Raw genomic sequence first — 23,565 nt, 5'->3', positions numbered from 1 at the left:
AATATTTAAAACGATGTTTCATTTTTTATGGTGGAGATTACAAAAAAAGAAAAAGCGAAGGCACCCGGCGGCACGCGCCGGGCGGGAGAGGTGTTAAAAGGACGATGATTCAACCGGTTGTCTGGAGAGGCGAACAAAGAGAGGCCAACAGGCCGCTGAAAATGCGGGAATTACGCTGAACTGCGTGAAGCATCACAAATAATGAAACGATGTTTTGATAAATTAACACTCATCTTTTAAAACACATCACTCAGCGACACGCCTCTGGTCCAGCGGCATCGCAGGAAAGAAAGGAGCACTACATGGCTAAAGGCATGCGGGTCAAACTGAATTATCAGGTCAGCCACGATCCGGATACCGGAGCGGAAGTTACCCGCTTAACCCCTCCGGAGGTCACCTGTCATCGCAACTACTTCTATCAGAAGTGTTTTTTTAACGATGGCAGCCATTTACTGTTCGCCGGCGAGTTTGACGGCCACTGGAACTACTATCTGCTGAATATCGCCAGCGCCGAGGCCATCCAGCTGACGGAAGGCGCCGGGGATAACACCTTCGGCGGCTTCCTCTCCCCGGACGATAAGTCGCTTTATTACGTGAAAAATGACCGCACCCTGCTGGAGGTGAATCTGACCACCCTCGTTGAGCGCGAAGTTTATCGCGTCAGTGATGACTGGGTCGGCTACGGCACCTGGGTGGCAAACAGCGATTGCAGCAAACTGGTGGGCATTGAGATTGCGAAAAGCGACTGGACGCCGCTCAACGACTGGCAGATTTTCCATGACTTCTTTCACAAAGGACCACACTGCCGCCTGCTGCGCGTCGACCTGCACAGCGGTGAGAGCCAGGTGATCCATGAGGAAAAAATCTGGCTGGGACACCCAATCTATCGTCCCTTCGACGACCACACCGTCGCCTTCTGCCATGAAGGGCCGCACGATCTGGTGGACGCCCGCATGTGGCTGGTCAATGAAGATGGCAGCCACGTCCGCAAAGTGAAAACGCATGCCCCGGGCGAAAGCTGCACCCATGAATTCTGGGTACCGGACGGTTCGGCGCTGATCTACGTCTCCTATCTGAAAGGTCAGCAGGGGCGGACGATCTATCGCTTTGATCCCGAAAGCGGCGTCAACGAGGCCCTGATGACCATGCCGGCCTGCTCGCATCTGATGAGCAATTTCGACGGCACGCTGCTGGTGGGCGATGGCTCAGGGACCCCGGTGGATGTCAAAGATACCGGCGGCTACTCCATTGATAACGATCCTTATCTGTATGTCTTTAACGTGGCGCAAAAACGCTACTTCCGCGTCGCGCGTCATGATACCTCGTGGGCGACGGTGGCCAACAGCCGTCAGGTGACTCACCCGCACCCCTCGTTTACCCCGGACGACAGCGCCATTCTGTTCAGCTCCGATAAAGACGGTAAACCGGCCATCTATATCGCGAAATTACCCGAGCATCCGCCAATGCTAAGCGCCTGATCCACGCCACACTTCTTTCTGTCACTGGCCTTGCCCTCCTTCGTGGAGGGCTTTTTTTGTCCCTTCTCTTTCCCCCATAAAAAACCCCGGCTGACGGCGCCGGGGAAAACAAACGATGAGGGCTGAATGGTCTGTCAGAACGAGTAGGCCACCCCAACGCGGAAGCGGGTCTGACGATCGCTGCGGTCGTTCACCCCGACGTTGCCAATTTCACCATACGGTGACCAGTTGTTATCCAGCTTATAAGCCACCTTCACGTTATATTCCTGCGAGTAGGGTTTGTTGTCGTTGCGGCTGACCCCTTCGGAACTGCGGGCATAGACATAGTTCAGCTCTGTACGCCAGTCACCAAGCGCAAACCCGGCCCACGCGTCGCCGCGGTTAACTTTGTCATCATCTTTACCGGCGTTGTTCGGATAACGGGTGTATTCATAGCGATAGCGAGCGGCGACATAGAAGCCGTTGTCGAAGCTGTATTGCACGTGGAGGTGCGGCTTGTAGATGGAGCGGCTGTCGTTGCTCTCAATGGTAAACCCGGGGGTGAGGAAAAAGTTCGACGTTGCTTTCCAGCGCCAGCTGATGGTGTCTTCATGCCCATTACCCACCACGTCTGAATAGGGCTGCGAACCGTTGTCGCCACCCGAGCGCCATTTGGCCTCGACGGTAAAGCCTAGCCCGTTGGCAAAACGGTGGGAAACGGAGACGCGGTCGGCGTTACTTTTATCGCTCTTGCCGCCATCTATAAATTCATGACGTAAATCTATCGTTACCGCAGTCGCCGCAAAAGACATACCACAGAGGGCGGCCAGAACCAGAGATCGTTTTAACATAGGGTACCCCTTATAATAAATAAAATGTCATTTCGTTTTTATGAAACGTTATTTTATTTTTTAAGCACCTTAGTTTTAGTGACCAGGATCGTAGTTATTTGTTTCAAAAAATGTGGCACAACAAGACGTGACGGAGCTCAATAAATTCGCCAGGGGGGAAGTGAAATACGCGAGAAAAAGCAGGGTTCGGCAAAGCGCGGCGCATAAAAAAGGCCTCCCGCAGGAGGCCATGTAGATCGAGACAGAGCGTCAGGCGCGCTCTACCGCCAGCGCCACGCCCTGACCGCCGCCGATGCACAGCGTCGCCAGCCCTTTACGGGCATCACGCTTGATCATTTCATGCACCAGCGATACCAGGATCCGGCAGCCGGAGGCGCCGATGGGGTGGCCGAGCGCGATCGCGCCGCCGTTGACGTTGACCCGCCGTTCATCCCACTCCAGTACCCGGCCAACCGAGATCGCCTGAGCGGCAAAGGCCTCATTGGCTTCGATCAGATCGACGTCGTCCAGCCGCCAGCCGGCCCGCTCAAGACAGCGACGGGTGGCGTGCACCGGGGCAATGCCCATCAGCGCCGGATCGACCCCGACGCTGGCGAAGGCGCGGATCCGGGCGAGGATCGGCAGCCCCAGTTCAAGAGCTTTGGCTTCACTCATCATCATCACCGCCGCCGCGCCGTCGTTGATGCTGGAGGCGTTGCCGGCGGTCACCGACCCGAGGCGGTCGAAGGTAGGCTGCAGGCTGGCCAACCCTTCCGCGCTGGCATCCACCCGCGGTTGTTCATCGGTATCCACGGTGCGCGCCGCGCCGTTATGCTCGGTAATAACCGGGACAATCTCGTCGCGAAAGCGGCCGGAATCAATCGCCTTGCGCGCCTTATGCTGTGAGCTGAGCGCCCAGGCGTCCTGCAACTCGCGGCTGATGCCGTATTCCCGGGCGAGGTTTTCCGCCGTAACGCCCATATGATAATCGTTGAAGGCATCCCACAGTCCGTCATGCACCAGGCTGTCAATCAGCTGGCTATTGCCCAACTGGGCGCCGGTGCGGCTGTCGGTGAGTACATGCGGAGCGCGGCTCATATTCTCCTGGCCGCCGGCGATCACCACATCCGCTTCCCCGCACTGAATCGCCTGGGTGGCGAGGTGCAAAGCCTTCAGGCCGGAGCCGCAGACGTCGTTTATGGTAATGGCCGATACAGTGTTAGGCAGCCCGCCGCGAATTGCGGACTGGCGCGCGGGGTTTTGCCCGGTACCGGCGGTCAGCACCTGGCCGAGGATCACCTCATCCACACTCTGCGGATCGATCCCTGTCTGCTCAACCAGCGCTTTCAATACCACGCTCCCCAGCTCGACGGCTGAATGGCGCGATAAGGCGCCCTGAAAGCAGCCAATCGGCGTTCGCAGCGCCCCGACGATCACGACATCCTTCATCCTCTACCCCTGCCCGTGCTTTTGCGCAAAGAAACAGCGATATACTAGATAATTGTTATCAAAAAACTTTGTAATTGTTTAAAAAAAGTGAAGCCAATCACAAAGAAACCGCTTTTTATTAACGTTCACGCCGCTGCAGATGCTCACGCAGCCAGCTGCCGGCCGCCCCCGGCGGCGCTTTCTTATTCCACAGCAGATCGACCGAAATCGCCCGCGGCCAGCCGGGAATATCAAGCGCCACCAGCCCGCCCTGCGGCGCAAACTCCGCCACCAGCGCACAGGGCAGAATGCACCAGCCGAATCCCTGCACTGCCATGCTGAGCAGCAGCAGATAGTTTGGCGCCGACCAGACCTGACCTGCGGCAGGTTCGGTGGCGCTGGCCAGAAAGGTGCTCAACCGCAGCTCACGCCAGCTGCGCAGCTCATCCCAGACGACCTTGCCCTGCGCCGCCAGCGGATGGTCAGGCGCCACGTAAATGCCCATCGCCGTCTGCAGCGGCAGGCGGGTGCTGCCGATGTCGGTCGGGTAGCGATCTCTGGCCTCAATCAGCCCCACCTGGGCGCGGGCTTTTTGCAGGAGATCGATCACATCCTCGTCTTCGCCAATCAAACACTCAAACTCGGTATGGGGAAAGCGGCGGTCAAACTGCACCAGCAGATCTTCCAGCACGTCCGGGTGCAGGGTGTCCGAGAGCACGAAGGTCAGTCGCGGTTCCGTCTCACCGGCGAGCGACACCGCCAGCTCATCCAACCGCTCGCTGGCGGCGAGGATCGCTTTGACATAGCTCAGCACCTGCTCCCCCTGCGGCGTCAGCGTCGGCTGCCGCGTTGCCCTGTCAAAGAGGGTCACGCCGAGATCGGCCTCCAGGTTGGCGATAGCGGTACTGATCGTCGACTGGCTTTTACGCAGGCGACGGGCGGCAGCGGAAAACGATCCGCAGTCAACCGCCTCCACAAAGGCGGTTAACGCTTCCGGGGAATAACGCATAATCTATCTACTTTATCGATGGTTTCTATCTTTTTTTTATCATGTTTTTCCATAAAATGCCGGGTAATTTCCTGTTCAGGCTAAAACTGGAGGTCGCTCGCCATGCAACAGATCCCTCATCAGCGCAAGACGCTTACGGAACGCGTTATCCACGCCATCACCTTCGAAGGACTGGCGACGCTGATCCTCGCCCCTACCGCCGCCTGGCTGATGCAGCGCTCGGTCGTGGAGATGGGCGGGCTGAGTATTCTGCTCGCCACCCTGGCGATGGTATGGAACATCATCTATAACGCGATGTTCGATCGCCTGTGGCCGGTCTCCCGCTTTCCCCGCCAGCTGAAAGTGCGTGCGCTGCACGCGCTGGGCTTTGAGACCGGATTCATCATCATTGGCGTCACCATGGTGGCGATCGTGCTGGGCGTATCGCTCTTGCAGGCGTTTATGCTGGAGATCGGCTTCATGCTCTTCTTCCTGCCCTATACCATGGCGTTTAACTGGGCATGGGACACCCTGCGCGAGCGCGTTATCCGCCGCCGCCGCCCACGCCAGCCGGCGCGCGGGTAGTGCCCCGGGCGGATCCTCCACGATCCGCCGCGACTTTATCACCAAAAACTATCGCAACAGACGAACCATAAATATGGTAAATTGCACTCCTTTTTTTTGGTTTACCGGTTGATAAAGTCGCATAATGTCTAAAATTTGGTCTAAAGAAGAAACTCTATGGAGTTTTGCCTTATATGGCACTGCAGTAGGCGCTGGGACGCTATTTCTACCGATCCAGCTGGGTTCGGCTGGCGCCATTGTCCTGTTCATCACCGCGCTGGTCGCCTGGCCGCTCACCTACTGGCCTCACAAAGCGCTGAGCCAGTTTATTCTCTCGGCCAATATCGCGCCGGGAACCGGGATCACCGGCGCAGTCAATCACTACTATGGTAAGAAAATCGGCAACCTGATCACCGGCCTCTATTTCCTCGCCTTCTTCGTCGTGGTGCTCATCTATGCCGTGGCCATCACCAACTCGCTTGCCGAGCAGGTGGCGCATCGTACGCCGGTGACCCCCACGCTGCGCGCGCTGCTGAGCCTGGGCGTTGTGCTGGTCCTCAACCTGATCTTTCTCATGGGGCGGCAGGTCACCATCAAGGTGATGGGCTTTCTGGTCTTCCCGCTTATCGCCTGCTTCCTGTTTCTCTCCCTCTATTTAATCCGCGACTGGCATCCTGAGCACCTCACCAGCCAGATGCAGTTCAGCACGCACACGCTCCATCAGATCTGGATCTCCATTCCCGTGATGGTTTTCGCTTTTAGCCATACGCCGATCATTTCTACTTTTGCTATCGACCAGCAGGAGAAACATGGCGACCTGGCCATGGGTAAATGCAAAAAAATCATGAAGGTGGCCTACACCATCATCTGCGCCAGCGTGCTGTTTTTCGTCTTCAGCTGTCTGCTGGCGATCCCGGCGACCTATATTGAAAGCGCCCGCGATCAGGGGGTGACCATCCTTTCCGCCCTGTCGATGGTGCCGGGCGCGCCCGGCTGGCTGGCGGTAACCGGCATCATCGTTGCCGTGGTCGCCATGTCGAAATCCTTCCTTGGCACCTACTTCGGGGTGATTGAAGGCGCCAGTGAAATCGTCAAGAGTTCGCTGGGGCTGGTCGGGGTGCGTAAGAGCCGCGCCTTCAACCGGGCGATGTCGATCCTGCTGGTCTCCGCCTTCACCTTTGCGGTGTGCTTTATCAACCCGAATGCCATTTCGATGATCTACGCCATCAGCGGGCCGCTCATCGCCATGATCCTGTTTATCATGCCCACACTGTCCACCTGGCTTATTCCGGCGCTTAAACCGTACCGCTCGGTGGGTAACGCCATTACGCTGGTGGTCGGCCTGCTCTGCGTTTCAGTGATGTTCTTCGGCTAATCGCCTCTGGCGGCAGCGGCTTACCTGAGCCGCTGCCGCACATTCTGACAATATTCTCACCCTTCCCTTTCCCCTGAGCGGATTACACTTACGGCTTAGCCACCGTAAGGAGAGTTCGTATGTCCAGTGTCACCTTATCCGGTCGCGGCACGCTCGGCGATCGCCAGGTTTATCGGTTGGGTTATGGCGCGATGCAGCTGGCCGGCCCCGGCGTCTTCGGCCCGCCGAAAGATCCCGAAGAGGCGGTGCGCGTCCTGCAGGCCGCCGTCGAGGCCGGGGTAAACCATATCGATACCTCTGATTTTTACGGTCCGCATGTGACCAATCAATTGATCCGCAAAGCGCTCCATCCCTATCCTGACGACCTGTGTATTGTCACCAAGGTTAGCGCCCGCCGCGACGAGAAGGGCAACTGGCTGCCGGCCATGTCGCCTGCCGAACTGACCCAGGCCGTCGAGGATAATTTGCGTAACCTGGGGCTCGACGTGCTGGAGGTGGTGAACCTGCGCAGTATGCTCAGCCCCCACGGCCCGGTGGAAGGCTCGCTGGAGGCGCCGCTCACTACCCTGCTGGAGCTCAAAGCGCGAGGATTGATCCGCCATATCGGCCTCAGCAACGTGACGGCAAAACAGGTCGCGGATGCGCAGAAAATGACGCCCATCGTCTGCGTGCAAAACCTCTATAACATTGCCCATCGCGCCGACGACGCGCTGGTCGATGCGCTCGCCGCGCAGCACATCGCGTGGGTGCCCTTCTTCCCGTTGGGTGGTTTTACGCCACTCCAGGCGCAGGAGCTGAACGAGGTCGCGGCCTCGCTTGAGGCGACGCCGATGCAGGTCGCCCTGGCCTGGCTGCTTCAGCGTTCGCCGAATATTCTGCTGATCCCCGGCACGTCTTCCCGCACGCATCTGGCGGAAAATATTGCCGCCGCGCAGCTGGTCCTGCCGGCAGACGCCCTGCGCATCCTCGATAATATCGCCACCCGCGCACGCCCCTGACCCGTGGGGAGAAATGGGGGGAACGACAGCTATCCTTAATATTTGCCTGGAAAAACCTCAACACTGCTGGCACTATAGATCTTACAAATGGGGTGTGATCGACGATCGTTTTCTCATTATCCCCGTTAATCAAACTACTGTTTTTATCCTTCGACCGGTCTCCAGCATGGAGGCCGTTGTCGTTTTTGTCATGACCAAAATTTGAAACTCTTGATTACAGGAAACACAATATCAAATTCCAAGTTTATACATATCAATCTGGCTGCAAAGATAGCCAATAACATCAAACGCTCATAAAAACATCTGATTAACCCAATCAGAATGTTGCTATTGCTATAAGAAAAATCAAACGCCTCACGACAACTATTTACAAGGGAAGCACATGACAGAGGGAACGATAAAGACCAGTAAGTATGAAATTATTGCTATTTTCAGAGAGGAGTTGCGCAAACGTACTGAAATTGAAATATTTTTTAACAACACGAGTATCGTAACCCAACTGACACGTGTGGATTTTGCCGAGTTCCATATTCAGACTCACCGCAAAATCCCGCCGGGGCATAAAATTCGCTTTCTCCTGCATAGTGATTCAGGGAAAATAGAGTTTAATGCACCCCTGACAAAACATGACAATAGCGGTGTGGATAAAGGTATCCGCTACGCCTTTTCTTTGCCTGAATGTCTGCAGGTCGTACAGCGCCGCCGCGATCCCCGTTTTCGTTTACGCCACGAACATGATTTTTATTGCCGCGGTCGCCATAAAAATGGCGAAAACTATCTTTTCGACATCAAAGACATTTCAGATGGCGGTTGCGCATTGATGACCAGGACGCCGAACCTGAAATTTCTCAGCCATAACGCCTTACTGAAAAATGCTGTACTGATGCTCGCGGAATATGGTGAGATCACCATTGACCTGGTGGTAAAGAATGTCATTGTTATCACCCTTGATGACGCCAATGAAGAGAGTGAAAGCTACTATCAGATATCCTGCCAGTTTAAGTTCCGCCATCTCGATGACCAGCGCAGAATAGAGAAGATACTGCTGGACCTGATCTTAGAAGCCAAGCGCAAAAAGAGAATCTGATACCCTTGGACAGTATATTGCTGTACACCAATGATAATCTCATTGGTCACTCAATCTATCACTACCTTATTGATAGCCATGAAAATATCACCCGTCTTGGTTATGGCGACGTTATCCATGAGAAACATCTACCACTGGCTCAGACAGTTATTTTCAATTTAATTAATAAGGATATTTCTGCCATCAGAATCGTCGACCTGCTGAACGCGCTTCGCCTTTCTCTGCAGCGCTGCCAACAGCCGGTACTGGTGGTGAAAAGCGACATTGTCGCCCTGTGCAGAGAGTTGATAACTATTGATAATGCCATGATTATTAGCGAAAAATCTCCATTATCTCTTTTTTCCTCTATCGTCAATCGCGCAGAGGGCGCCAGCGAACTGCCACCGCGAAGGTTGCGCAAACAGCTGTCGCCACGGGAGTGCCAGATCCTCGAACTGCTGATTGCCAACAATAATAACAAGCGTATTGCCGCCCTGCTCGGCATTGCCCATAAAACGGTTCACAGCCATCGTATCCATATCATGCAAAAGCTGGGCATTGATAATTCCCGCGCCATGAACCAGCGTATTGCCGCACTCCATCAATGTTAAATTATGCTCCAGTAAATCAATAGCGGATAAAGCGTACTTATTCGCTGTTGATTTACATTTCCTGCCATTCCCATTAACCATCAGGTAGCCTATAATTAGTGTATCCTCTGCCTATTGTCTGACTAACCTCGTGATGAGGGATAATGAACACTAAAATAACCGAAGACAACATTTTATCTCGTAATGATATCGCTGTACGCTACGTCTTTCAGAAAATGTTTTCCCCACAAGGTACCTTAGTCGCGGTTGAATGCCTGAGCCGCTTCGATAATCTTACCGTCTCTCCTGAGTATTTTTTTCGTCATGCTACCGCGGCGGTTCGTGAGCGTATTTTTCTCGAGCAACTGGCATTGATTGAAAAACATAAAGAATGGTTTTTACACAACAACATTTCCGCCACGATTAACGTCGACGACCATATCCTGAATCTGCTGCGTCAGAAGGAAATAAAAGATAAAATTGCCGCACTCACCTGCGTCCATTTCGAAGTGACCGAAAACGCTGAGAATCTTCTCAATAATTCCCTGGCCGCCTGGCAAAACCCGCAAGATACCTCGCTGTGGCTCGATGACTTCGGCTCAGGCTATGCGGGGATTAACGCCATCAGAGGGTATCATTTTGACTATGTCAAAATTGATAAAGATTTTTTCTGGCATCTGATGCGCAAAGAGTCAGGCCGCCAGTTAATGGATGCCCTGGTGACCTTTTTATCCCGCAATCATCACAACGTGATTATTGAGGGGGTGGAAAGCGAAGACCATAAAAAATGGTTGCAGGGAATGGAATGGTTTGCCATTCAGGGCCATTACTGGCAGGAAGTCAGTATTGAACAACTGGTTGCTGACGATATTACCCGATAAAAAAAGCCGGGGATTCTCCGGCTTTTTTGCATTGCTTAATTATAAACTAATTCCCACGTTGCCCAACTGGTAATCGGCCCACTGGTGGCGCTTTTTGGCGTTGGCGAAACGTAGCCCACGTAATAGGTGAACAGCCCACCGCTGACCGCGTTTTCCTGCAAATGCACCTGATTTTGCTGCGGGTCCGCCGGGACAATTTTATTACTTTTATCCAGCGTATTATTATCATTGGTCGACAGCGCCAGATAAATATTCTGCGCCCCATCTGGCAAGGTATTGGCCAGATATCCCGCATTCTCATTCCCGACCGCCGTCAGTAAAAAACCGTCAATCCAGCGAACGCTGACCCGTCGCACTTCGTCCTGCGAGGCGGCCCCACCGTCATGGCGCAACTGACAGTTTGACAGCGCCAGGGTAAATGGCTGCGGCTTCATAAACGCCCCGGCCCCGCGATCGTGCACTTCCGCCAGGCTGACCGGCGCCAGCCAGACGTTGCCATTGCCGGCATGCTGACCGCCATTCAGCGCGACGCTGCAGGAAATATCCGTCACCCGCCCGGCAAATTCGACCCGTCCGCGGTCATAATTGGTCTCGAAACCCCACGCCGAGGGGGCGGCGAGGCTGCCGCAGAATAGCAGCCACGCGATAGTGTGTTTCGGCAATCCCTTCATTCCCCCTCCCGTATTAATCGTACGTCAGGTTAAAGATCATATGCGACTCCACCTCGCCGGTGCTGGTCGTCGGGCCATACTGATAAAAGCGCGCGTGCAGCGGTATGGTGATGTAGCGGATCTCCTGATTATTCAAGCGGCCAACGGTGTATTTCTTATTAAACTGCAGCGGCGATCCATCCTTCAGTACCTGAATACCGACGCCTTTTGCCATACCGCTACCGGCCTTTTCATTGAGCAACGCGCCCATAGTCGCCGTCGTGCTGGTAGCCAACGTTCCGGAAAACGAGGTGCTGATGTTGGCATACCCGGTTTCGCTCAGGCCGCCGCTGCACTGCAGATCGATATTAAAATCTTTCCCGCCCGCGGTAGTGCCCACCCCTTTCAGGTCACTGCGCCGGATGGAGCCCACATCGACATTCATATTCTTCCCGCTCATCACCGTACAGGAGGGCGAGACCACGGTGATGGCGTTGGCGCTCAGATAGGTTTCGAGGATCGGGTTGCCGCCGCTCTCCCAGTCATAGGAGGTGTATTTCCCTGTTGCCAGGGTGCCGCTGCCGGTGGTTGCCGCGGTTTTGATTATCTCCAGGGTAAAGCGCGATCCCTCCAGCGAATAGTTGGTGGTACCCGATACCCGAGACGAAAAGACGTCGGGATAGACGATATTGACCGTCGCGCCGCCGCGGCTGAAACGCATGCCGATACCCGGCACGTTGGTGGAATAGATTTTATTCCCGAGATCAGTGGCCCCTGGCGCAACAATCTTCGCCGCGAAGCGGTTGGTGCCGGAGGTACAGCGATAGCTCGCGCCGCCGGGGGCGCTCATCGTCCAGTCGCGGGTGAGGATCACCGACCCCACCGGCAGATCCGGAGGCACCACCACCCTGCCCACCACCATGTCCAGCATCACCGTTGGCGAAGAAAGGCGCGTACAGACGGCCCAGGACGAGGTGGTTCCCAGCGCCATTAAGACGATAAAAAGCGTTAGTAATTTCCTCAGCGACATACGCTATCCTTTGTTGTTTGCGGTCCCAGATCCACCGAACACTGCCCGCCGCTCCACTTCACAATCGCGCGTTTGGCATTCGCATCGCTGATAAACATCATGCTGCCCTGGCCGACAACGCCGATCTCCTTACCATCAGGAGAGAAAATACTCGCCGCAAACGGCAGCGGCTCATGGTTCGCCTGGCGCACCTGCAGCGTGAGGTTGTTCTGCACCGTGGTGCCGAACGCCACCTTAACCACGCTGCCTTCCCACGGCACAACCTGCGCCACGGTGCGATCGAAGGCGACATCGTCAAGGCTACCTTTCGGGTCGATCTCGACGGCGTTAATCCGGTACGGGCGCAGATACGGCAGGATGGCGTAACCATTGCTGTCCACACGGGTGCCCGGCGACCCCGGGAGCATGGCGCCGGCAGCGTCTTTGGCTTCAATCAGCGCCATCGTCGAGCCGCTTTCCGGCGAGAGCACCACGCCGCCGCTATGGGCGATCATCGTCCCGCTGGCGCCCAGGCCGCTCTGACGATAGCCTTCGCCCTGGCTGTAGCTGCCGTTGAGCGTGGTCCATGGCGTACGGTAGCTGCCGTTGAGCGCCACGTCGTGCTGGCCGCCGGTGGCCGTGGTGGTCGACACGCCGTAGTTAAGGTTGTTTTCACTGTCCAGCGAACCGTTGATACCAATCTGCGAGCTGGCAAAGCGCGAGTTGTTGAACGAGGTGTTCGACGTCAGGTTGGCGGTGCGGTTATCGCCAAACCACAGCGGGTAGCTGAAGTTAAGTGAAATACGATCGTCGCGGCGATGACCGGAGCTGTCTGGCGTGTAAACGCGCTGCGCGCTCGCCGACCAGGAGAGACGACCAAATGAGTTGTTGTAGCTGACCTGATACTGCTTCTCGGTCCCGGAACGGTTCCAGTAATCGGAGATACGGCCACTCAGATAAAACCCGCCCCAGCCGTCCGGCAGGTTCTGGTTCACGGTGAAGGTCATGCCGTTTTTCTGCCGCCACAGGGTGTAGTTGCTGCGGCTGTTTTTTTCCTGATCGACGGCATACAGCGCGTCGTTGAGGTTGTAATAACCTTTCGTCGAGTAGCGATACGCCGCCAGCACGATGCTGGTCTGGGTATCGGTAAACATGCGGTTAAAGGTGGCGCGATAGCTCTGCCCCGAATCATCATGGGTATCACTCTTCAGCCGCGAATGGGTCACGTCAAAGGAGAGCGCGCCGATGCCGGTGTTCATCCCGGTCCCCACCAGGAAGGCCTGATAGTCGTCGAAACCCGTGACCCCGGTATAGCCGGTCAGCAGGTTGTTGATCCCGTGCTGCCAGGTGGCCTGATAGAGCATCGGCTTGTTGCGCAGAGAACTGTCGTCCACTTTACCGGCGGAGAGCGCGTAGCGGGTCATTCCCGGGCGCAACAGCTGGGCGACGGAAGCGTAAGGCACGCTAAACACTTCCACCGAGCCATCCGCCTCTTTCACCGAGACCTCAAGGTCGCTGCCATAGCCGGAAGGATAGACATCCTGCAGGGTAAACGGCCCGGGCGGAACGGTGGTCTGATAGATAATGTTGCTGCCCTGGCGCACGGTGACGAGGGCGTTGCTCTGCGCCACGCCGCGAATTTCCGGGGCATACGAGCGCATGCCATCCGGGAACATATTGTCATCGGTGGAAAGGTTGACCCCACGCAGACCGATGGTGTCGAAAAATTCACCATTGGTAAAAATCTGACCGCCGCTGACGATGGAGTTGAGCTGCGGAATGGGGCGCTGGAGATAGGTCTGGTTGCTGTTCCAGTGCGCTTTACCCTGCTGCTGTTGCCAGTTCAGGTTGCCGATGTGCTTCAGCAGCCAGCCGTCCCACGACAGGCCGGCGTTGACGCCAAGATAGGCGCTGCTGTTATCCGAGCCGCCGACCGAAGAGGTGTGGCTGTTCCAGGCGTTGGCCATCCAGCCCAGATTGAGCGCAGTAATGCCTTTGTCCCAGAACTCCGGGCTGACATAGTTTTTCAGACGTTGATCTTCATAGATCTGCGGCACCGAAATGTTCAACCGCAGGGAGGACTGGACCAGGTTGTCTTTGACGTTTTCTTCGTTACGCCAGGATTTGAGGCTACCACAGTACCCCTCCTGTTCGCTGAGCTTTGGGTTAAGCTTTTCCGCCGCGATGCCGTACTGCGTCAGCATCGCTTTGGTGTAGCAAACGCCAAGGTTACCGTCTTTGTCGCGCGCGATGCGCAGGTCGTAGCGCCCTTTCCACTCGTCGTTGGTGTAGACGTCAAGGGAGTAAGTGCCTTCAGTAATCGCGCTGGTCGAAAAGCGAGACAGATCGACCTTCTCGCGGCTACCGACAATAAAGCCGTCGTTAAATTGATATACCGTTCCCGGGTTTTCCTGTCCGCTGGAAAATGGCGGAAAGCAGCACAGCGCGATGGCTATCGCGGTGCTTAATCTTCCCGGGCAGAATGACCTCTGCTTCATTAGCTTTTCCCTTATTTAACGGCCACTTTCACTGCGACATCGGCGCCATAGTCATTAATGTTGTTAACGGTCAGGGTTTCGCCGCGGTTGACGGCGGAGGAGAGTGCTACCGTCTGGCTGGACTGCGGCGCCAGCATCACGGTTTTGCTGTTCAGGGCTTTACCGCCGTCGCGGGAAATACGGCTGACGGTAATGTAGAACGGCGTCGGGTTATTGATGGCGAGACTGCTGCCGTTGGCAGTCAGCGTCAGCTTCTCGGCCGCCGCATCGCGGTTGCCCAGTCCGGCAGGGCGGTAAATAAATTTAAAGCGGGAACGGATCGCCAGCTGCAGCACGTTCTGGCCTTCATTTTTCTGATTGGCCACTACCGGTGGAATTTCCAGCAGATTCAGCCACCACAATGTCTCTTTATCTTTCGCCAGACCGGCGCTGCTGCCGAGCTTAATACGCAGCGTCTGGCCACTTTTGGCGTCAACGCGCGAGATCGGCGGGGTGATAATAAACGGGGTGGTAATGGTATCCGGTGTGGCATCGGCATCGCCATTATCCAGCCAGGCCTGCGCCAGTGCCGGACGGTCGGCGTTATTTGAAAGCTGTACCGTTATTTCTTTTTCATTTCCTGGATAAATAAAGCGGGTACCGTTAACAATAATGTTGTTGGCATGGGCCGCAAAACTAAAAATGAAACAGAAAAAAAGGGCAATACGCTTCATGCTGACCTCAGAATAAAAATACAAGCGGCGGACATCGCCGCTTTATTATTGTTATTAACTGCCCCGGAGCGGGGCAGTTTTATTTTCTGGCGGAATTACTGATAGGTAATTTCGTAAGTCGCGTAGCTGTTGACCACACCGGTAGTTACTGTGGTCGGTGCGCTGGTCGCATAACCAACGTAGTAGGTGAAGCGCGCGCCATCGGCTACAGCAGCAGCATCGCCTTTTGCTTTCGGCTGAGTGCTGTCACCCGGGATGATTTTGTTGGTCAGCGCGGTGGCGTTGTCAGTAGACAGCACCAGCTGGATGTTCTGGGCACCGGAAGCTTCGGTGTTCGCCAGGTAACCCTGCTGTTTGCTGGTTGCGCCAGCCAGCAGGTTACCGCCGGTCCAGTTCACGCCCAGTTTGGTTACGTCATCCTGTTTGGTGCCGTCAGCAGCCTGGCAGTTAGAGACGTCAATGGTGAAAGATTTCGGTTTCAGATAAGTATCCGCTGCTGCCGCTTTAACTTCAGTCAGGGTTACCGGAGACAGGTAAACGTTCGCATCGCTGCCCTGGCCGTTAACAGAAACAGTACAGGATACATCGGTAACTTTACCGAAGAAATTAACCTGGCCGCCGCCAACATTGGTATCAGCTGCATGGGCAGCAGTCATGCCAAAAAACGCGGTTGCCATTGCTGCAGAGAGAAGAACCTTTTTCATTGCCATTTCCTTGTCAGAGTGAATTACGAATCAATGAGCACACTGTGAATTCGCATAGAACCAGAAACATCAGGCGATGCTGATTTATGCCACTGCTAATAGAATCTTCGACTGACCGGGAGCCGCAATATTTAAGGCGTCAGGTAACGAACTTAAAAATATCAGTTCGCTGGTGCTATCGGCGTCAAAGAATGCTATTTATTCGCCGACAAATATACATTTGTTCACGTTTCATTAAGTTATATAACAGATAACCATCGACTATTAATAAACAGTCATTGATAGATGAAAACGAGAGGGTGGTTGTTTACAGCGCAGCAAGCCTAACGCCAGAGCGAGAGAAAGTGAGCGCAACAGCATGCAGAAAAAGCCCTCGGAAGGCCATCGCGATAAGTCTGAATCTGCCTTTGCGTTGGTGAAAACAGCACCAAACCATTCATACAACGAATGATGAAAGCATGAATGAGGCGCATTCCTCTCCCTGAACAAGGGCAGCCCATGTGATATCCCCTTCCAGAAACAAATCATTAATCCATTGTTTTTAAATTAAAAAATCGATAAACGTTCATATTTCCGCCATCAAACCGCCATAAAAATGTGATCTAAATCGCACTTTTTGCAACGCGCGTTATAGTTAGCAGACTTATTATAAGTCCATCGAAAGCAAACACGCTTTCCACCATAAAAGTTAAAAGGACAAACACCATGAAAAACGTAAAATTACTCGCCGCTGCCGGTATGCTCTCCCTGGTTTCTTTTGCTAGCTTCGCGCATCCGGTGAGCGTGACTGCCGACACCCTGGACAGCGCAGAAGCGAAAATCGCGACCATTGCGAAAGAACAAGGCGCTTCCTACCACATCACCGAAGCGTACACCGGCAACCAGGTCCATATGACCGCCGAGCTGTCTAAATAAGCGAATGGTTGCAGAGGGAGCTGCCGGACAGGCCGCCTGCGGGTGGCTGGTCTGGCTCCCGCCGCCCACCCCGCACGCAGCAATGTCGAGCCCCGTTATGGGGCTTTTTTCGTTTTTGCTCCCGCCGCCTGGCGCGCCAGCGCGCGCTGGATAGACAGCACGCTCGCCAGCACCACGATCAACCCCACCAGCGCCATCCCCTGGATCTTTTGTCCAAGGAAAATCCATCCCAGCACCACGGCGGTCACCGGGCTCAGCAGACTCATCGCCGACACCGCCACCGGCGAGAGGCGGCCAATCCCCCGGAACCACAGGCCATAGGCCAGCATGGCGCCCGCGACGCACAGCCACAGATAGCCTGCGACCTGCAGCGCTGTCACCTGATGCAGAGGGGGGTCAACGATCAGCGCCACCGGGGCCAGCACCACTCCCCCAATCGCCAGCTGCCAGCCGGTCAACGCGACAATCGGCAAGGAGAGCGCCCAGCGGCGGGAGAGCCAGGTGCCCAGCGCCATACTGATCGCGCCGAGAAACGCCGCGCCGATCCCCAGCGGGTCGAGGACGGTGTGCGGCGACAGCAGCAGCATGGCCATACCGAGTATACCGGCGATGGCGGAGAACACCGCCAGCCAGGGCGAGCGCTGCCGATCAACGCACCAGGCGAGGAGCATCACCAGCAGCGGCTGGATCGCGCCAATCACCGCCGCCAGTCCACCGGGTAAGCGATAGGCAGCGATAAACAGCAGCGCCTGGAAAGCGCCGATATTTAAAATGCCGGTAACGATAAGCTTTGCCCACTCGCCGCGCTGCGGGAAACGACGGCTCCAGATCAGCAGGGCGATGCCTGCCGGCAACACCCTCAGCAGCGCAGCGATAAATGGCCGATCGGGAGGAAGGAACTGGGAGGTGACGATATAGGTCGTCCCCCAGATAGCGGGCGCCAGCGCGGTGAGCAGTAAGTCGATCATCAGACTACGTGAGAGAAAAGCCATGATTTTATCTTCACTTCAAGCTAAATTGGTGACTGAAGTATGTACCGACAAGTATCTTGATATCAAGACAAGTGAGCACTGATGGACAAATCACCCGCGATCGACGCCGTGGATCGCATTCTCGCCCAGTGGCAGCGGGAGCGACCGGATCTGGACTGCAGCCCAATGGGACCGATAGGCCGCCTGAAACGATGCGCCATGCTGCTGGAGCCGCAGGTGGAAGTGGCCTTTACGCGCCACGATCTGGTGCGCTGGGAGTTTGATATGCTGGCGACGCTGCGCCGCGCCGGCCCCCCTTTCACTCTTTCGCCGACCCAGCTCTTCTCCACGCTGATGATCACCTCCGGCACCATGACTCATCGCCTGAAGGCGCTGGAGAAACGCGGATTTATTACCCGCCTGCCGAACCCGGAGGATGCCCGCAGTATGCTGGTCGCCCTGACCCCTGTCGGGCGTGAGCGGATCGATGAGGCGGTGGAAACGCATGTCGATAATGAACGGCAGCTGCTGGCAGGACTCAGTGACAGCGAGCGCTTGCAACTGGATCAGGCGCTACGGGTATTGATGCACCTGCTGGAAAGTCGTTAACAGCCGGCGGCGATAAAGTCGCCGTTGGCGCTGATCGGCACCACGGTGAAAAACAACCCGGCGGCAAAGAGGATCAGCGCCAGCCCGCCGAGGATCTTCACCAGCGGCACCAGCCAGGGCCGCGGACGACTCCCCACCGTCAGCCTGTTGGCCATACGGTGACGGGCATAGTGCACCGTCAGTGACAGACCGAGGATCGAAAGTCCGGTGCCCAGCGCCATGGTCATCACCGCGGCGATGCCCCAGCTGACAATCCCCAGCGCGTTGGCGAACAGCAAGATCATGATTGCCCCGCTGCAGGGGCGGGCGCCGATGGCCAGCACCACGCCAAGGCGTGTTTTCCAGTCGGCGCCGTGCAGGTTGTGCCCCACGCCGTGGTGCCCGCAGCCGCACGAGGCATCATGCTGATGCACCGGCGTCATGGCGCGAATCACTCTCTTGCCCGGCCCCAGGTTCTGCAGCGCGCGAAAGATAATGTAAATTCCAAAGGCGCCGATGGTCAGGGCGCTGATCTTCTCAACGTACCAGCGGCTGGCGCTGAGATCGCCGGCGGCCAGATTCAGTCCTACCGCGAGAATAAAGACAAAGAGGATGGCGCTGACGCCCTGCAACAGGCTGCCGAGAAAGGGCACCACCCGCGCCGCCATCAGGCTCTCCGGGTTGGTGCTCAGGTAAGTCGTGACGATAAACTTGCCGTGACCCGGCCCGATGGCGTGCAGCACGCCGTAGAGAAAGGCGCCCACTAACAGCCAGACGCCGCCGCTGTACTGGTGATTATTCAGCAGTAAAAGATACATCACCAGATAGCGATGTAAGGTTATTTGGGTGGCGAGGCACCACTGGAGAAAATCGCCCCAGTGGCTGTGCAACATGATGCCGGCCACCAGCAGAAGGAGCCCGCCGCTCCCGGCCGCCAGCAGGCGCCAGTCGCGCTGCGCAATCGGAGTATTCATCATTATGCCATTGCGTAAAGAGTTTATCTCAACGGGCGGCGAACCGTTTGCCTGCCCTGTCGGCCAGGGGAAGCGGTATGCCCCCTGACAGATAGAGATAACATTAGCCTGGGCTGGCGTCGACAGGCAAAGCGGGGTTAGTTATTGTTGACCACGATGATGACCCGGCTTTTCATCTCCCCGGTACGTATATTCTCGCCATACTTCATTGGCTTGATATTAAGGGTAATTGGGTTTTTGCCGTGCACGGCTTCCTGAGGCGTTTCGTACAGGTAGCCATTGTCATACTGGATATCCGCCCCGCTGGCATCCTGAATATGGAACCCGACCTCACCGGCGCCGGTGGCAGATAATTCCTCATCGTTAGCTAACACCTGGCCGTTTTTCAGTCCCGATGCGCTCCTGAACGAGTACTCAATCTTGCCCGGCGTCAGTTCCAGTACACCGGACTCTCCCTGGCGGCAGTCGATATAGATCACCTCCGGGCGGTACGCTACGGTTCCCTGTTTAATATCGATGAAATTATATTCACCCATGTTGATTTCCGTCGTCGGATTTTCAAAACCACAGGTCATCACGTTGATTTGCAAAATGATATGATAAATATAGGTAATGGGGATATCGGTGCACTCTTTATCCTTATTCTGACAATATCTTAGATTGAGTTTATAACTTACCGTAAAGGGCTGACCGGGGGTGATCACCGGCCTGCCTGCGACCTCTCCCTTACTGATGGCATAGCTAATCGAGGCGGTATCATTAAAAATGTCAGACAATTTATAGTGAATTTTTTCGGTCAAATCGGTGCCGGAAATATTATGCGGCGACAGGTCGAATTTAATTTTATATTTTTCGTGGCCCACCAGGAAATTATACTCGGTGCTGTGCTGCGCTTCTCCTGTCAGGGTAATCACGACGTTCTGTAATGACTGACAAACAAACAGCCAGTCATCATTGGTAAAGGTGCCTTCGCGTAACGCCAGAGTACCGGAGAGGGTGACGGGTTTGAAAATATAGGTACCGTACCCCTCAATCCCTTTCTGGATATGACTGGTGTTCAGGTCGCAGTTCCCCGCCCAGGCGCCAAAGGTACTGAAGGTGAATAGCAGAAACAGTAGCCATCTCATCGTAATATTCCTTTACCGGCAGACATAGGTCTGCTCTTCATCAATGGTTTGTTTAAAGGTGATCGTGCAGTACTGATTATTTGCTTTATCAACAGCCACTTTCAGCGTCGACGGAACAGTATCCGTGCGGATGTATAATAAGCTGCCCTGGCCCACGACCCCGACATTCTGCCCCCGGTTATCCTCGATTTCATAACCAAACGGCAGCGGCTCACCCGCGGCTTGTCGGGCATGAATCAACCACGGCTTACGCTGGTCGGTATCAAAGTGGCTGACCACCACAGCCCCCCGATACGGAGCCACCATTTTCCGGTTGCCTTTCAGTTCCGTCGTACTGTGGGAATCCGACACATCCAGCATCAGGGCGTTTTCACGGAACGGCGTGAGGTTGTCGTAGAGCACGATCCCTTTCCCGTTAGTGGTGCGGTATTTCTGACCATTGACATAAGCCCCCTCCAGCCCCGGCGCCTGCAAAATCGCGAAGGTGTCTGATAACCGATTCGCCAGGCTGACGCCCCCGGACCAGAGCACCATGCCCCCGGACAGGCTTCCGCTGGCCTGGGTGTAGTTTGACGACTGGCTGTAACTTCCGCTCAGTGTGGCCAGCGGGGCATTCCAGGTAAGGTTGGCCCCGGCAGCGGTTTCATTATTTTGCTGCTGATGACTGAGATTAACGCCGTAGCTGAACTGATCGCGGGAGCCGGCAATGCCGTTCAGTCCGGTGTTATTGGAGGCAAAGCCACTGTTATCGAAGGTGGTGGAGTTAGACAGATTCAACCGACGGCGCGGCGCGGTCAGGTCGTCCCCCCAACTGAACGGAATGGAGAAATAAAGATTAAATCGCTTATCCTGGTGATGATATTCGTCATAGGTTTGGCTAGCCGATAGCGTATAGGTCAGCCGCTGCCAGGTATTCGAGTAGCCGAGCTGATAATCTTTATTGCTGCCGCTTTTTCCCCAGTAGTCGCGCCACAGGGCGCTCAGGGAAATCGCGCCATAGCCCGCCGGAAGCGCCTGACTCAAACTGGCCGACAGGGAATTTTTCCTGCCGAAATCATATTGATAATAATCGGCAATATCGTAGACATCATTTTCGTCGCGGTGATAGTGGGTTCTGTTCTTCGCCCACACGTGATCGTTAAAGGTGCGGTAATCGCGGCTGGAATAGCGGTAGGCCGCGAGGCCAAAACGGGTCTGGGTTGGGGTGAGGAATTTACTGTAAGCCACCTGATAGCTTTGTCCATCATAGGTGCCGTTATCCTGCTCGCTGTGCGACTGGGTGGCATCGACGGAAATAGCGCCGAGCCAGGTATTCCAGCCCGTCCCGAGGGTAAAAGCCGAATAGTGATTCGACAGCATCGAACCACCATACAGCGTCAGCAGATTGTTCAGACCATACTGATAGGTCCCCTGGATAAAATCAGCCTGCCGATCGGCCCCCTCAATATGGCTGCGTCCGGCAGCAAGATCGTATTTCGAGACGCCTGCCTGCAGCATATTGGGAACGGAAGAAAAGGGAACCAGATAGCTGGTGACCGTCCCGTCTGCTTCTCTGATGCTCACGTCAAGATCGGCCCCGCCGCCGGCCATCTGTAAATCAGCGATGGCAAAGGGACCGGGCGGCACCTCTTTCTGATAAATGACAAAGCCATTTTGCTCAATGGTGACCAGGGCATTGCTTTGCGCAATCCCCTGGACGATCGGCGTAAAGTTGCGTCTGGAGTTGGGCAACATCTGCATATCGCGATATAAGCGCACCCCGCGAAAGCGCACAGTGTCGAATATATCGCCTGATGTGTACATATCGCCAGCGCGCAGCGTACTCTCTATCTCGCCGAAGCCTCGCTCCAGATAAAGGGTGTTACTTTTCCACTCACCGGCGCCAGAATCATTATTGTTATAGCTGGCGTCAGAGTGCAGTTGCCATCCCAGGAGATTTAAACCGCTGGTAAAACGGGCAAAGGTACTCTTGTTATTCCCGGCGCTTTTATAATCGCTGTAATACTGACTGGCATAATAGGACGTATAGAAGGCGTTGACCCCGCGGTCCCAGCTTTCCGGGGAAGCATAGCCCGCCTCCAGCTCATTAACAAACGCCTGCGGGACAGTGAGCTCGAGGGTCAGGGTGGAGATATCAAAATGATATTTCCCCCCCTGCACAGCCTCGCGTAGCGTGATGCATTGTGCCAGATCCTTTTTGTCCAGCCTCTCGGCTTTAATACCGAGCTGCTGCAGCTGGGAGTGTGACAAGCAGCTTTCCCCTGGCTGCTCCTTCACTGTCAGGTCATATTTCCCACGCCACTTGTTATTGACATACACATCCAGGTTATATTCACCCGCAATCGGTGCGTCATCTGTAAACTGATAGTGACTGTCTTTGACCCCTTTCATCCCGCCGAACATAAAGTTGGTATCAAAGGTCTCTTCTGCCGCCAGGGCTTCAGCAAATAATGATGCAATAATTGCCAGGGCCAGTGATGTCATCCTTAACATAACCACCTCTTTTTATTTTACGCTGATGCTATCACTAATATAATTTCCATAATCATCAATGAGAGTTATTTTGTACTGTCTGGCAACGCTGCCACTGAGGGTGATCATTTGCTGTGAAAATGGCGCCAGCATAATGGCTTTACTGTTTCCTTTCACATTATTCACTTTAATTTCAGGGATCGTAATCCAGTTTGCGCTGTTATTTTTAAGCAGTACATTTTTACCTTTTTGCTGCAGGTCTAAATGATGAAAACTGGCCTGCGTAACGCCAGCGACACCTTCCGGGCGATAAAACAACTTAATTCGATTTTGGATCGCAAATTTCACCACATTTTTACCATCATTCACGCTGGCATTGGGTGGGATATCGAGGACATTCAAATAAAATAAACTTTCCTGATTTTGCGGTAACGTATTGGATAATGCTTTTATTTTAAGCTGCTGCCCGGTATTGGCTCTGACGCGCACCACCGGCGGTGAAATAAGAAAAGGTACGCGGATATTTTCCGGGGCAATGGAAGTATTACCGTCGTCGATCCACGCCTGTACCAGGGCGCCGCGATCGCCGCGATTCATTAACTGCACCATCACCTCATTTTTACCGGCCGGATAAATAACGCGCGTCCCATAGATCACAATACCCGCCTGCGCGGGGATAATGAAAAAGGTCAGTAGCAGCAGAATGAATCCTTTCATCTCTTTCACTCCATGTAAACAGAGACCCGGCGAACGCCCTGCGTCTCGCC

General features: G+C 55.0%; 22 protein-coding genes. 9 read left to right on the top strand and 13 right to left on the bottom strand.

Features of this window, described 5'->3' with window-relative positions:
* The first annotated feature begins 302 nt into the window (after positions 1-302).
* Positions 303-1,478, top strand: a complete 1,176-nt coding sequence (locus AC3EMD_RS04370; protein WP_008806355.1) for an oligogalacturonate lyase family protein — start codon at positions 303-305, stop codon at positions 1,476-1,478.
* A 134-nt stretch (positions 1,479-1,612) separates the two neighbouring features.
* Here the strand turns inward: AC3EMD_RS04370 and ompK26 are convergent, their stop codons facing one another.
* From ompK26 to AC3EMD_RS04355, 3 genes are all read right to left on the bottom strand, one after another.
* Entirely contained in the window at positions 1,613-2,308 is a 696-nt protein-coding gene (gene ompK26 / locus AC3EMD_RS04365; protein WP_012967271.1) for a KdgM family porin OmpK26, read from the bottom strand.
* Positions 2,309-2,557: 249 nt separating this feature from the next.
* Positions 2,558-3,736 (bottom strand): acetyl-CoA C-acetyltransferase, encoded by a 1,179-nt coding sequence (locus AC3EMD_RS04360; protein WP_008806357.1) that lies wholly within the window; start codon positions 3,734-3,736, stop codon positions 2,558-2,560.
* A gap of 118 nt (positions 3,737-3,854) precedes the next feature.
* Entirely contained in the window at positions 3,855-4,724 is an 870-nt protein-coding gene (locus tag AC3EMD_RS04355) for a LysR family transcriptional regulator (protein ID WP_008806358.1), read from the bottom strand.
* A 102-nt stretch (positions 4,725-4,826) separates the two neighbouring features.
* On the opposite strand from AC3EMD_RS04355, the gene AC3EMD_RS04350 reads away from it, so the two are divergent.
* The 6 genes from AC3EMD_RS04350 (at position 4,827) to mrkJ (ending at position 10,177) form a co-directional block, all read left to right on the top strand.
* Positions 4,827-5,288, top strand: coding sequence for a multidrug/biocide efflux PACE transporter (locus AC3EMD_RS04350; protein ID WP_008806359.1), 462 nt, complete (start codon positions 4,827-4,829; stop codon positions 5,286-5,288).
* 124 nt (positions 5,289-5,412) lie between these two features.
* Complete coding sequence (locus AC3EMD_RS04345) at positions 5,413-6,642, top strand: amino acid permease (protein WP_008806360.1); 1,230 nt, start codon at positions 5,413-5,415, stop codon at positions 6,640-6,642.
* A 119-nt stretch (positions 6,643-6,761) separates the two neighbouring features.
* A complete protein-coding gene (locus AC3EMD_RS04340; RefSeq protein WP_012967270.1) occupies positions 6,762-7,640 on the top strand; it encodes an aldo/keto reductase family oxidoreductase in 879 nt (292 codons plus the stop codon).
* Between the two features lie 382 nt (positions 7,641-8,022).
* The gene (mrkH, locus tag AC3EMD_RS04335) at positions 8,023-8,727 is read left to right on the top strand and encodes a transcriptional activator MrkH (protein ID WP_008806362.1); all 705 of its coding nucleotides are present in this window, start codon (positions 8,023-8,025) and stop codon (positions 8,725-8,727) included.
* Between the two features lie 5 nt (positions 8,728-8,732).
* Positions 8,733-9,317, top strand: coding sequence for a transcriptional regulator MrkI (gene mrkI, locus AC3EMD_RS04330; RefSeq protein WP_038421769.1), 585 nt, complete (start codon positions 8,733-8,735; stop codon positions 9,315-9,317).
* A 143-nt stretch (positions 9,318-9,460) separates the two neighbouring features.
* Positions 9,461-10,177: a cyclic-di-GMP phosphodiesterase MrkJ gene (mrkJ, locus tag AC3EMD_RS04325; RefSeq protein WP_032731214.1), complete on the top strand. Its 717-nt coding sequence runs from the start codon at positions 9,461-9,463 to the stop codon at positions 10,175-10,177.
* A 35-nt stretch (positions 10,178-10,212) separates the two neighbouring features.
* Here mrkJ and mrkF read toward each other — a convergent pair whose 3' ends face one another.
* The 5 genes from mrkF to mrkA all read right to left on the bottom strand — a co-directional run bounded on the left by mrkF (position 10,213) and on the right by mrkA (position 15,751).
* On the bottom strand, positions 10,213-10,848 hold the full coding sequence (gene mrkF, locus AC3EMD_RS04320) for a type 3 fimbria minor subunit MrkF (protein WP_012540633.1): 636 nt from the start codon (positions 10,846-10,848) through the stop codon (positions 10,213-10,215).
* A gap of 13 nt (positions 10,849-10,861) precedes the next feature.
* On the bottom strand, positions 10,862-11,857 hold the full coding sequence (gene mrkD / locus AC3EMD_RS04315) for a type 3 fimbria adhesin subunit MrkD (RefSeq protein ID WP_012540632.1): 996 nt from the start codon (positions 11,855-11,857) through the stop codon (positions 10,862-10,864).
* Entirely contained in the window at positions 11,848-14,334 is a 2,487-nt protein-coding gene (gene mrkC / locus AC3EMD_RS04310; RefSeq protein WP_012967266.1) for a type 3 fimbria usher protein MrkC, read from the bottom strand. The genes mrkD and mrkC overlap by 10 nt, the downstream gene beginning before the upstream one ends.
* 11 nt (positions 14,335-14,345) lie before the next feature.
* Positions 14,346-15,047 carry a type 3 fimbria chaperone MrkB gene (gene mrkB / locus AC3EMD_RS04305; protein ID WP_012967265.1) on the bottom strand — a complete coding sequence of 234 codons (702 nt, stop codon included), beginning with the start codon at positions 15,045-15,047 and terminating at the stop codon, positions 14,346-14,348.
* A gap of 95 nt (positions 15,048-15,142) precedes the next feature.
* Complete coding sequence (gene mrkA, locus AC3EMD_RS04300; RefSeq protein WP_008806369.1) at positions 15,143-15,751, bottom strand: type 3 fimbria major subunit MrkA; 609 nt, start codon at positions 15,749-15,751, stop codon at positions 15,143-15,145.
* A 705-nt stretch (positions 15,752-16,456) separates the two neighbouring features.
* Between mrkA and AC3EMD_RS04295 the strand changes: the two genes are divergently transcribed.
* Positions 16,457-16,666 (top strand): YdgH/BhsA/McbA family protein, encoded by a 210-nt coding sequence (locus tag AC3EMD_RS04295; RefSeq protein WP_002916131.1) that lies wholly within the window; start codon positions 16,457-16,459, stop codon positions 16,664-16,666.
* Positions 16,667-16,761: 95 nt separating this feature from the next.
* Here AC3EMD_RS04295 and AC3EMD_RS04290 read toward each other — a convergent pair whose 3' ends face one another.
* Positions 16,762-17,658, bottom strand: coding sequence for an EamA family transporter (locus AC3EMD_RS04290; protein WP_012540631.1), 897 nt, complete (start codon positions 17,656-17,658; stop codon positions 16,762-16,764).
* An 81-nt stretch (positions 17,659-17,739) separates the two neighbouring features.
* On the opposite strand from AC3EMD_RS04290, the gene AC3EMD_RS04285 reads away from it, so the two are divergent.
* Positions 17,740-18,246, top strand: a complete 507-nt coding sequence (locus tag AC3EMD_RS04285; RefSeq protein ID WP_012540630.1) for a MarR family winged helix-turn-helix transcriptional regulator — start codon at positions 17,740-17,742, stop codon at positions 18,244-18,246.
* Here AC3EMD_RS04285 and AC3EMD_RS04280 read toward each other — a convergent pair.
* The 4 genes from AC3EMD_RS04280 to AC3EMD_RS04265 all read right to left on the bottom strand — a co-directional run bounded on the left by AC3EMD_RS04280 (position 18,243) and on the right by AC3EMD_RS04265 (position 23,515).
* A complete protein-coding gene (locus AC3EMD_RS04280) occupies positions 18,243-19,199 on the bottom strand; it encodes a nickel/cobalt transporter (protein WP_032691458.1) in 957 nt (318 codons plus the stop codon). The two genes, AC3EMD_RS04285 and AC3EMD_RS04280, sit on opposite strands and share 4 nt — an antisense overlap.
* 137 nt (positions 19,200-19,336) lie before the next feature.
* Positions 19,337-20,326, bottom strand: coding sequence for a fimbrial protein (locus tag AC3EMD_RS04275; RefSeq protein WP_012967263.1), 990 nt, complete (start codon positions 20,324-20,326; stop codon positions 19,337-19,339).
* Between the two features lie 12 nt (positions 20,327-20,338).
* The gene (locus AC3EMD_RS04270) at positions 20,339-22,819 is read right to left on the bottom strand and encodes a fimbrial biogenesis outer membrane usher protein (protein ID WP_063105723.1); all 2,481 of its coding nucleotides are present in this window, start codon (positions 22,817-22,819) and stop codon (positions 20,339-20,341) included.
* 12 nt (positions 22,820-22,831) lie between these two features.
* Positions 22,832-23,515 (bottom strand): fimbria/pilus periplasmic chaperone, encoded by a 684-nt coding sequence (locus AC3EMD_RS04265; RefSeq protein ID WP_012540626.1) that lies wholly within the window; start codon positions 23,513-23,515, stop codon positions 22,832-22,834.
* Between the last annotated feature and the right edge of the window lie 50 nt (positions 23,516-23,565).

The sequence above is a fragment of the Klebsiella sp. PK18 genome, assembly GCF_057784655.1.
Note: the sequence above shows the minus strand (reverse complement) of the source record. Positions and strands in the feature narration are given on the sequence as shown.

What these genes read in the sequence shown, in the direction of transcription:
- AC3EMD_RS04270 (WP_063105723.1), bottom strand. Translation starts at nt 22,819, where the DNA reads ATGTTAAGGATGACATCACTGGCCCTGGCAATTATTGCATCATTATTT.
- mrkB (WP_012967265.1), bottom strand. Translation starts at nt 15,047, where the DNA reads ATGAAGCGTATTGCCCTTTTTTTCTGTTTCATTTTTAGTTTTGCGGCC.
- mrkA (WP_008806369.1), bottom strand. Translation starts at nt 15,751, where the DNA reads ATGAAAAAGGTTCTTCTCTCTGCAGCAATGGCAACCGCGTTTTTTGGC.
- mrkJ (WP_032731214.1), top strand. Translation starts at nt 9,461, where the DNA reads ATGAACACTAAAATAACCGAAGACAACATTTTATCTCGTAATGATATC.
- mrkH (WP_008806362.1), top strand. Translation starts at nt 8,023, where the DNA reads ATGACAGAGGGAACGATAAAGACCAGTAAGTATGAAATTATTGCTATT.
- AC3EMD_RS04345 (WP_008806360.1), top strand. Translation starts at nt 5,413, where the DNA reads ATGTCTAAAATTTGGTCTAAAGAAGAAACTCTATGGAGTTTTGCCTTA.
- AC3EMD_RS04360 (WP_008806357.1), bottom strand. Translation starts at nt 3,736, where the DNA reads ATGAAGGATGTCGTGATCGTCGGGGCGCTGCGAACGCCGATTGGCTGC.
- AC3EMD_RS04355 (WP_008806358.1), bottom strand. Translation starts at nt 4,724, where the DNA reads ATGCGTTATTCCCCGGAAGCGTTAACCGCCTTTGTGGAGGCGGTTGAC.
- mrkD (WP_012540632.1), bottom strand. Translation starts at nt 11,857, where the DNA reads ATGTCGCTGAGGAAATTACTAACGCTTTTTATCGTCTTAATGGCGCTG.
- AC3EMD_RS04280 (WP_032691458.1), bottom strand. Translation starts at nt 19,199, where the DNA reads ATGAATACTCCGATTGCGCAGCGCGACTGGCGCCTGCTGGCGGCCGGG.
- mrkC (WP_012967266.1), bottom strand. Translation starts at nt 14,334, where the DNA reads ATGAAGCAGAGGTCATTCTGCCCGGGAAGATTAAGCACCGCGATAGCC.
- AC3EMD_RS04290 (WP_012540631.1), bottom strand. Translation starts at nt 17,658, where the DNA reads ATGGCTTTTCTCTCACGTAGTCTGATGATCGACTTACTGCTCACCGCG.
- ompK26 (WP_012967271.1), bottom strand. Translation starts at nt 2,308, where the DNA reads ATGTTAAAACGATCTCTGGTTCTGGCCGCCCTCTGTGGTATGTCTTTT.
- mrkF (WP_012540633.1), bottom strand. Translation starts at nt 10,848, where the DNA reads ATGAAGGGATTGCCGAAACACACTATCGCGTGGCTGCTATTCTGCGGC.
- AC3EMD_RS04265 (WP_012540626.1), bottom strand. Translation starts at nt 23,515, where the DNA reads ATGAAAGGATTCATTCTGCTGCTACTGACCTTTTTCATTATCCCCGCG.
- AC3EMD_RS04350 (WP_008806359.1), top strand. Translation starts at nt 4,827, where the DNA reads ATGCAACAGATCCCTCATCAGCGCAAGACGCTTACGGAACGCGTTATC.
- AC3EMD_RS04295 (WP_002916131.1), top strand. Translation starts at nt 16,457, where the DNA reads ATGAAAAACGTAAAATTACTCGCCGCTGCCGGTATGCTCTCCCTGGTT.
- AC3EMD_RS04285 (WP_012540630.1), top strand. Translation starts at nt 17,740, where the DNA reads ATGGACAAATCACCCGCGATCGACGCCGTGGATCGCATTCTCGCCCAG.
- AC3EMD_RS04370 (WP_008806355.1), top strand. Translation starts at nt 303, where the DNA reads ATGGCTAAAGGCATGCGGGTCAAACTGAATTATCAGGTCAGCCACGAT.
- AC3EMD_RS04340 (WP_012967270.1), top strand. Translation starts at nt 6,762, where the DNA reads ATGTCCAGTGTCACCTTATCCGGTCGCGGCACGCTCGGCGATCGCCAG.
- AC3EMD_RS04275 (WP_012967263.1), bottom strand. Translation starts at nt 20,326, where the DNA reads ATGAGATGGCTACTGTTTCTGCTATTCACCTTCAGTACCTTTGGCGCC.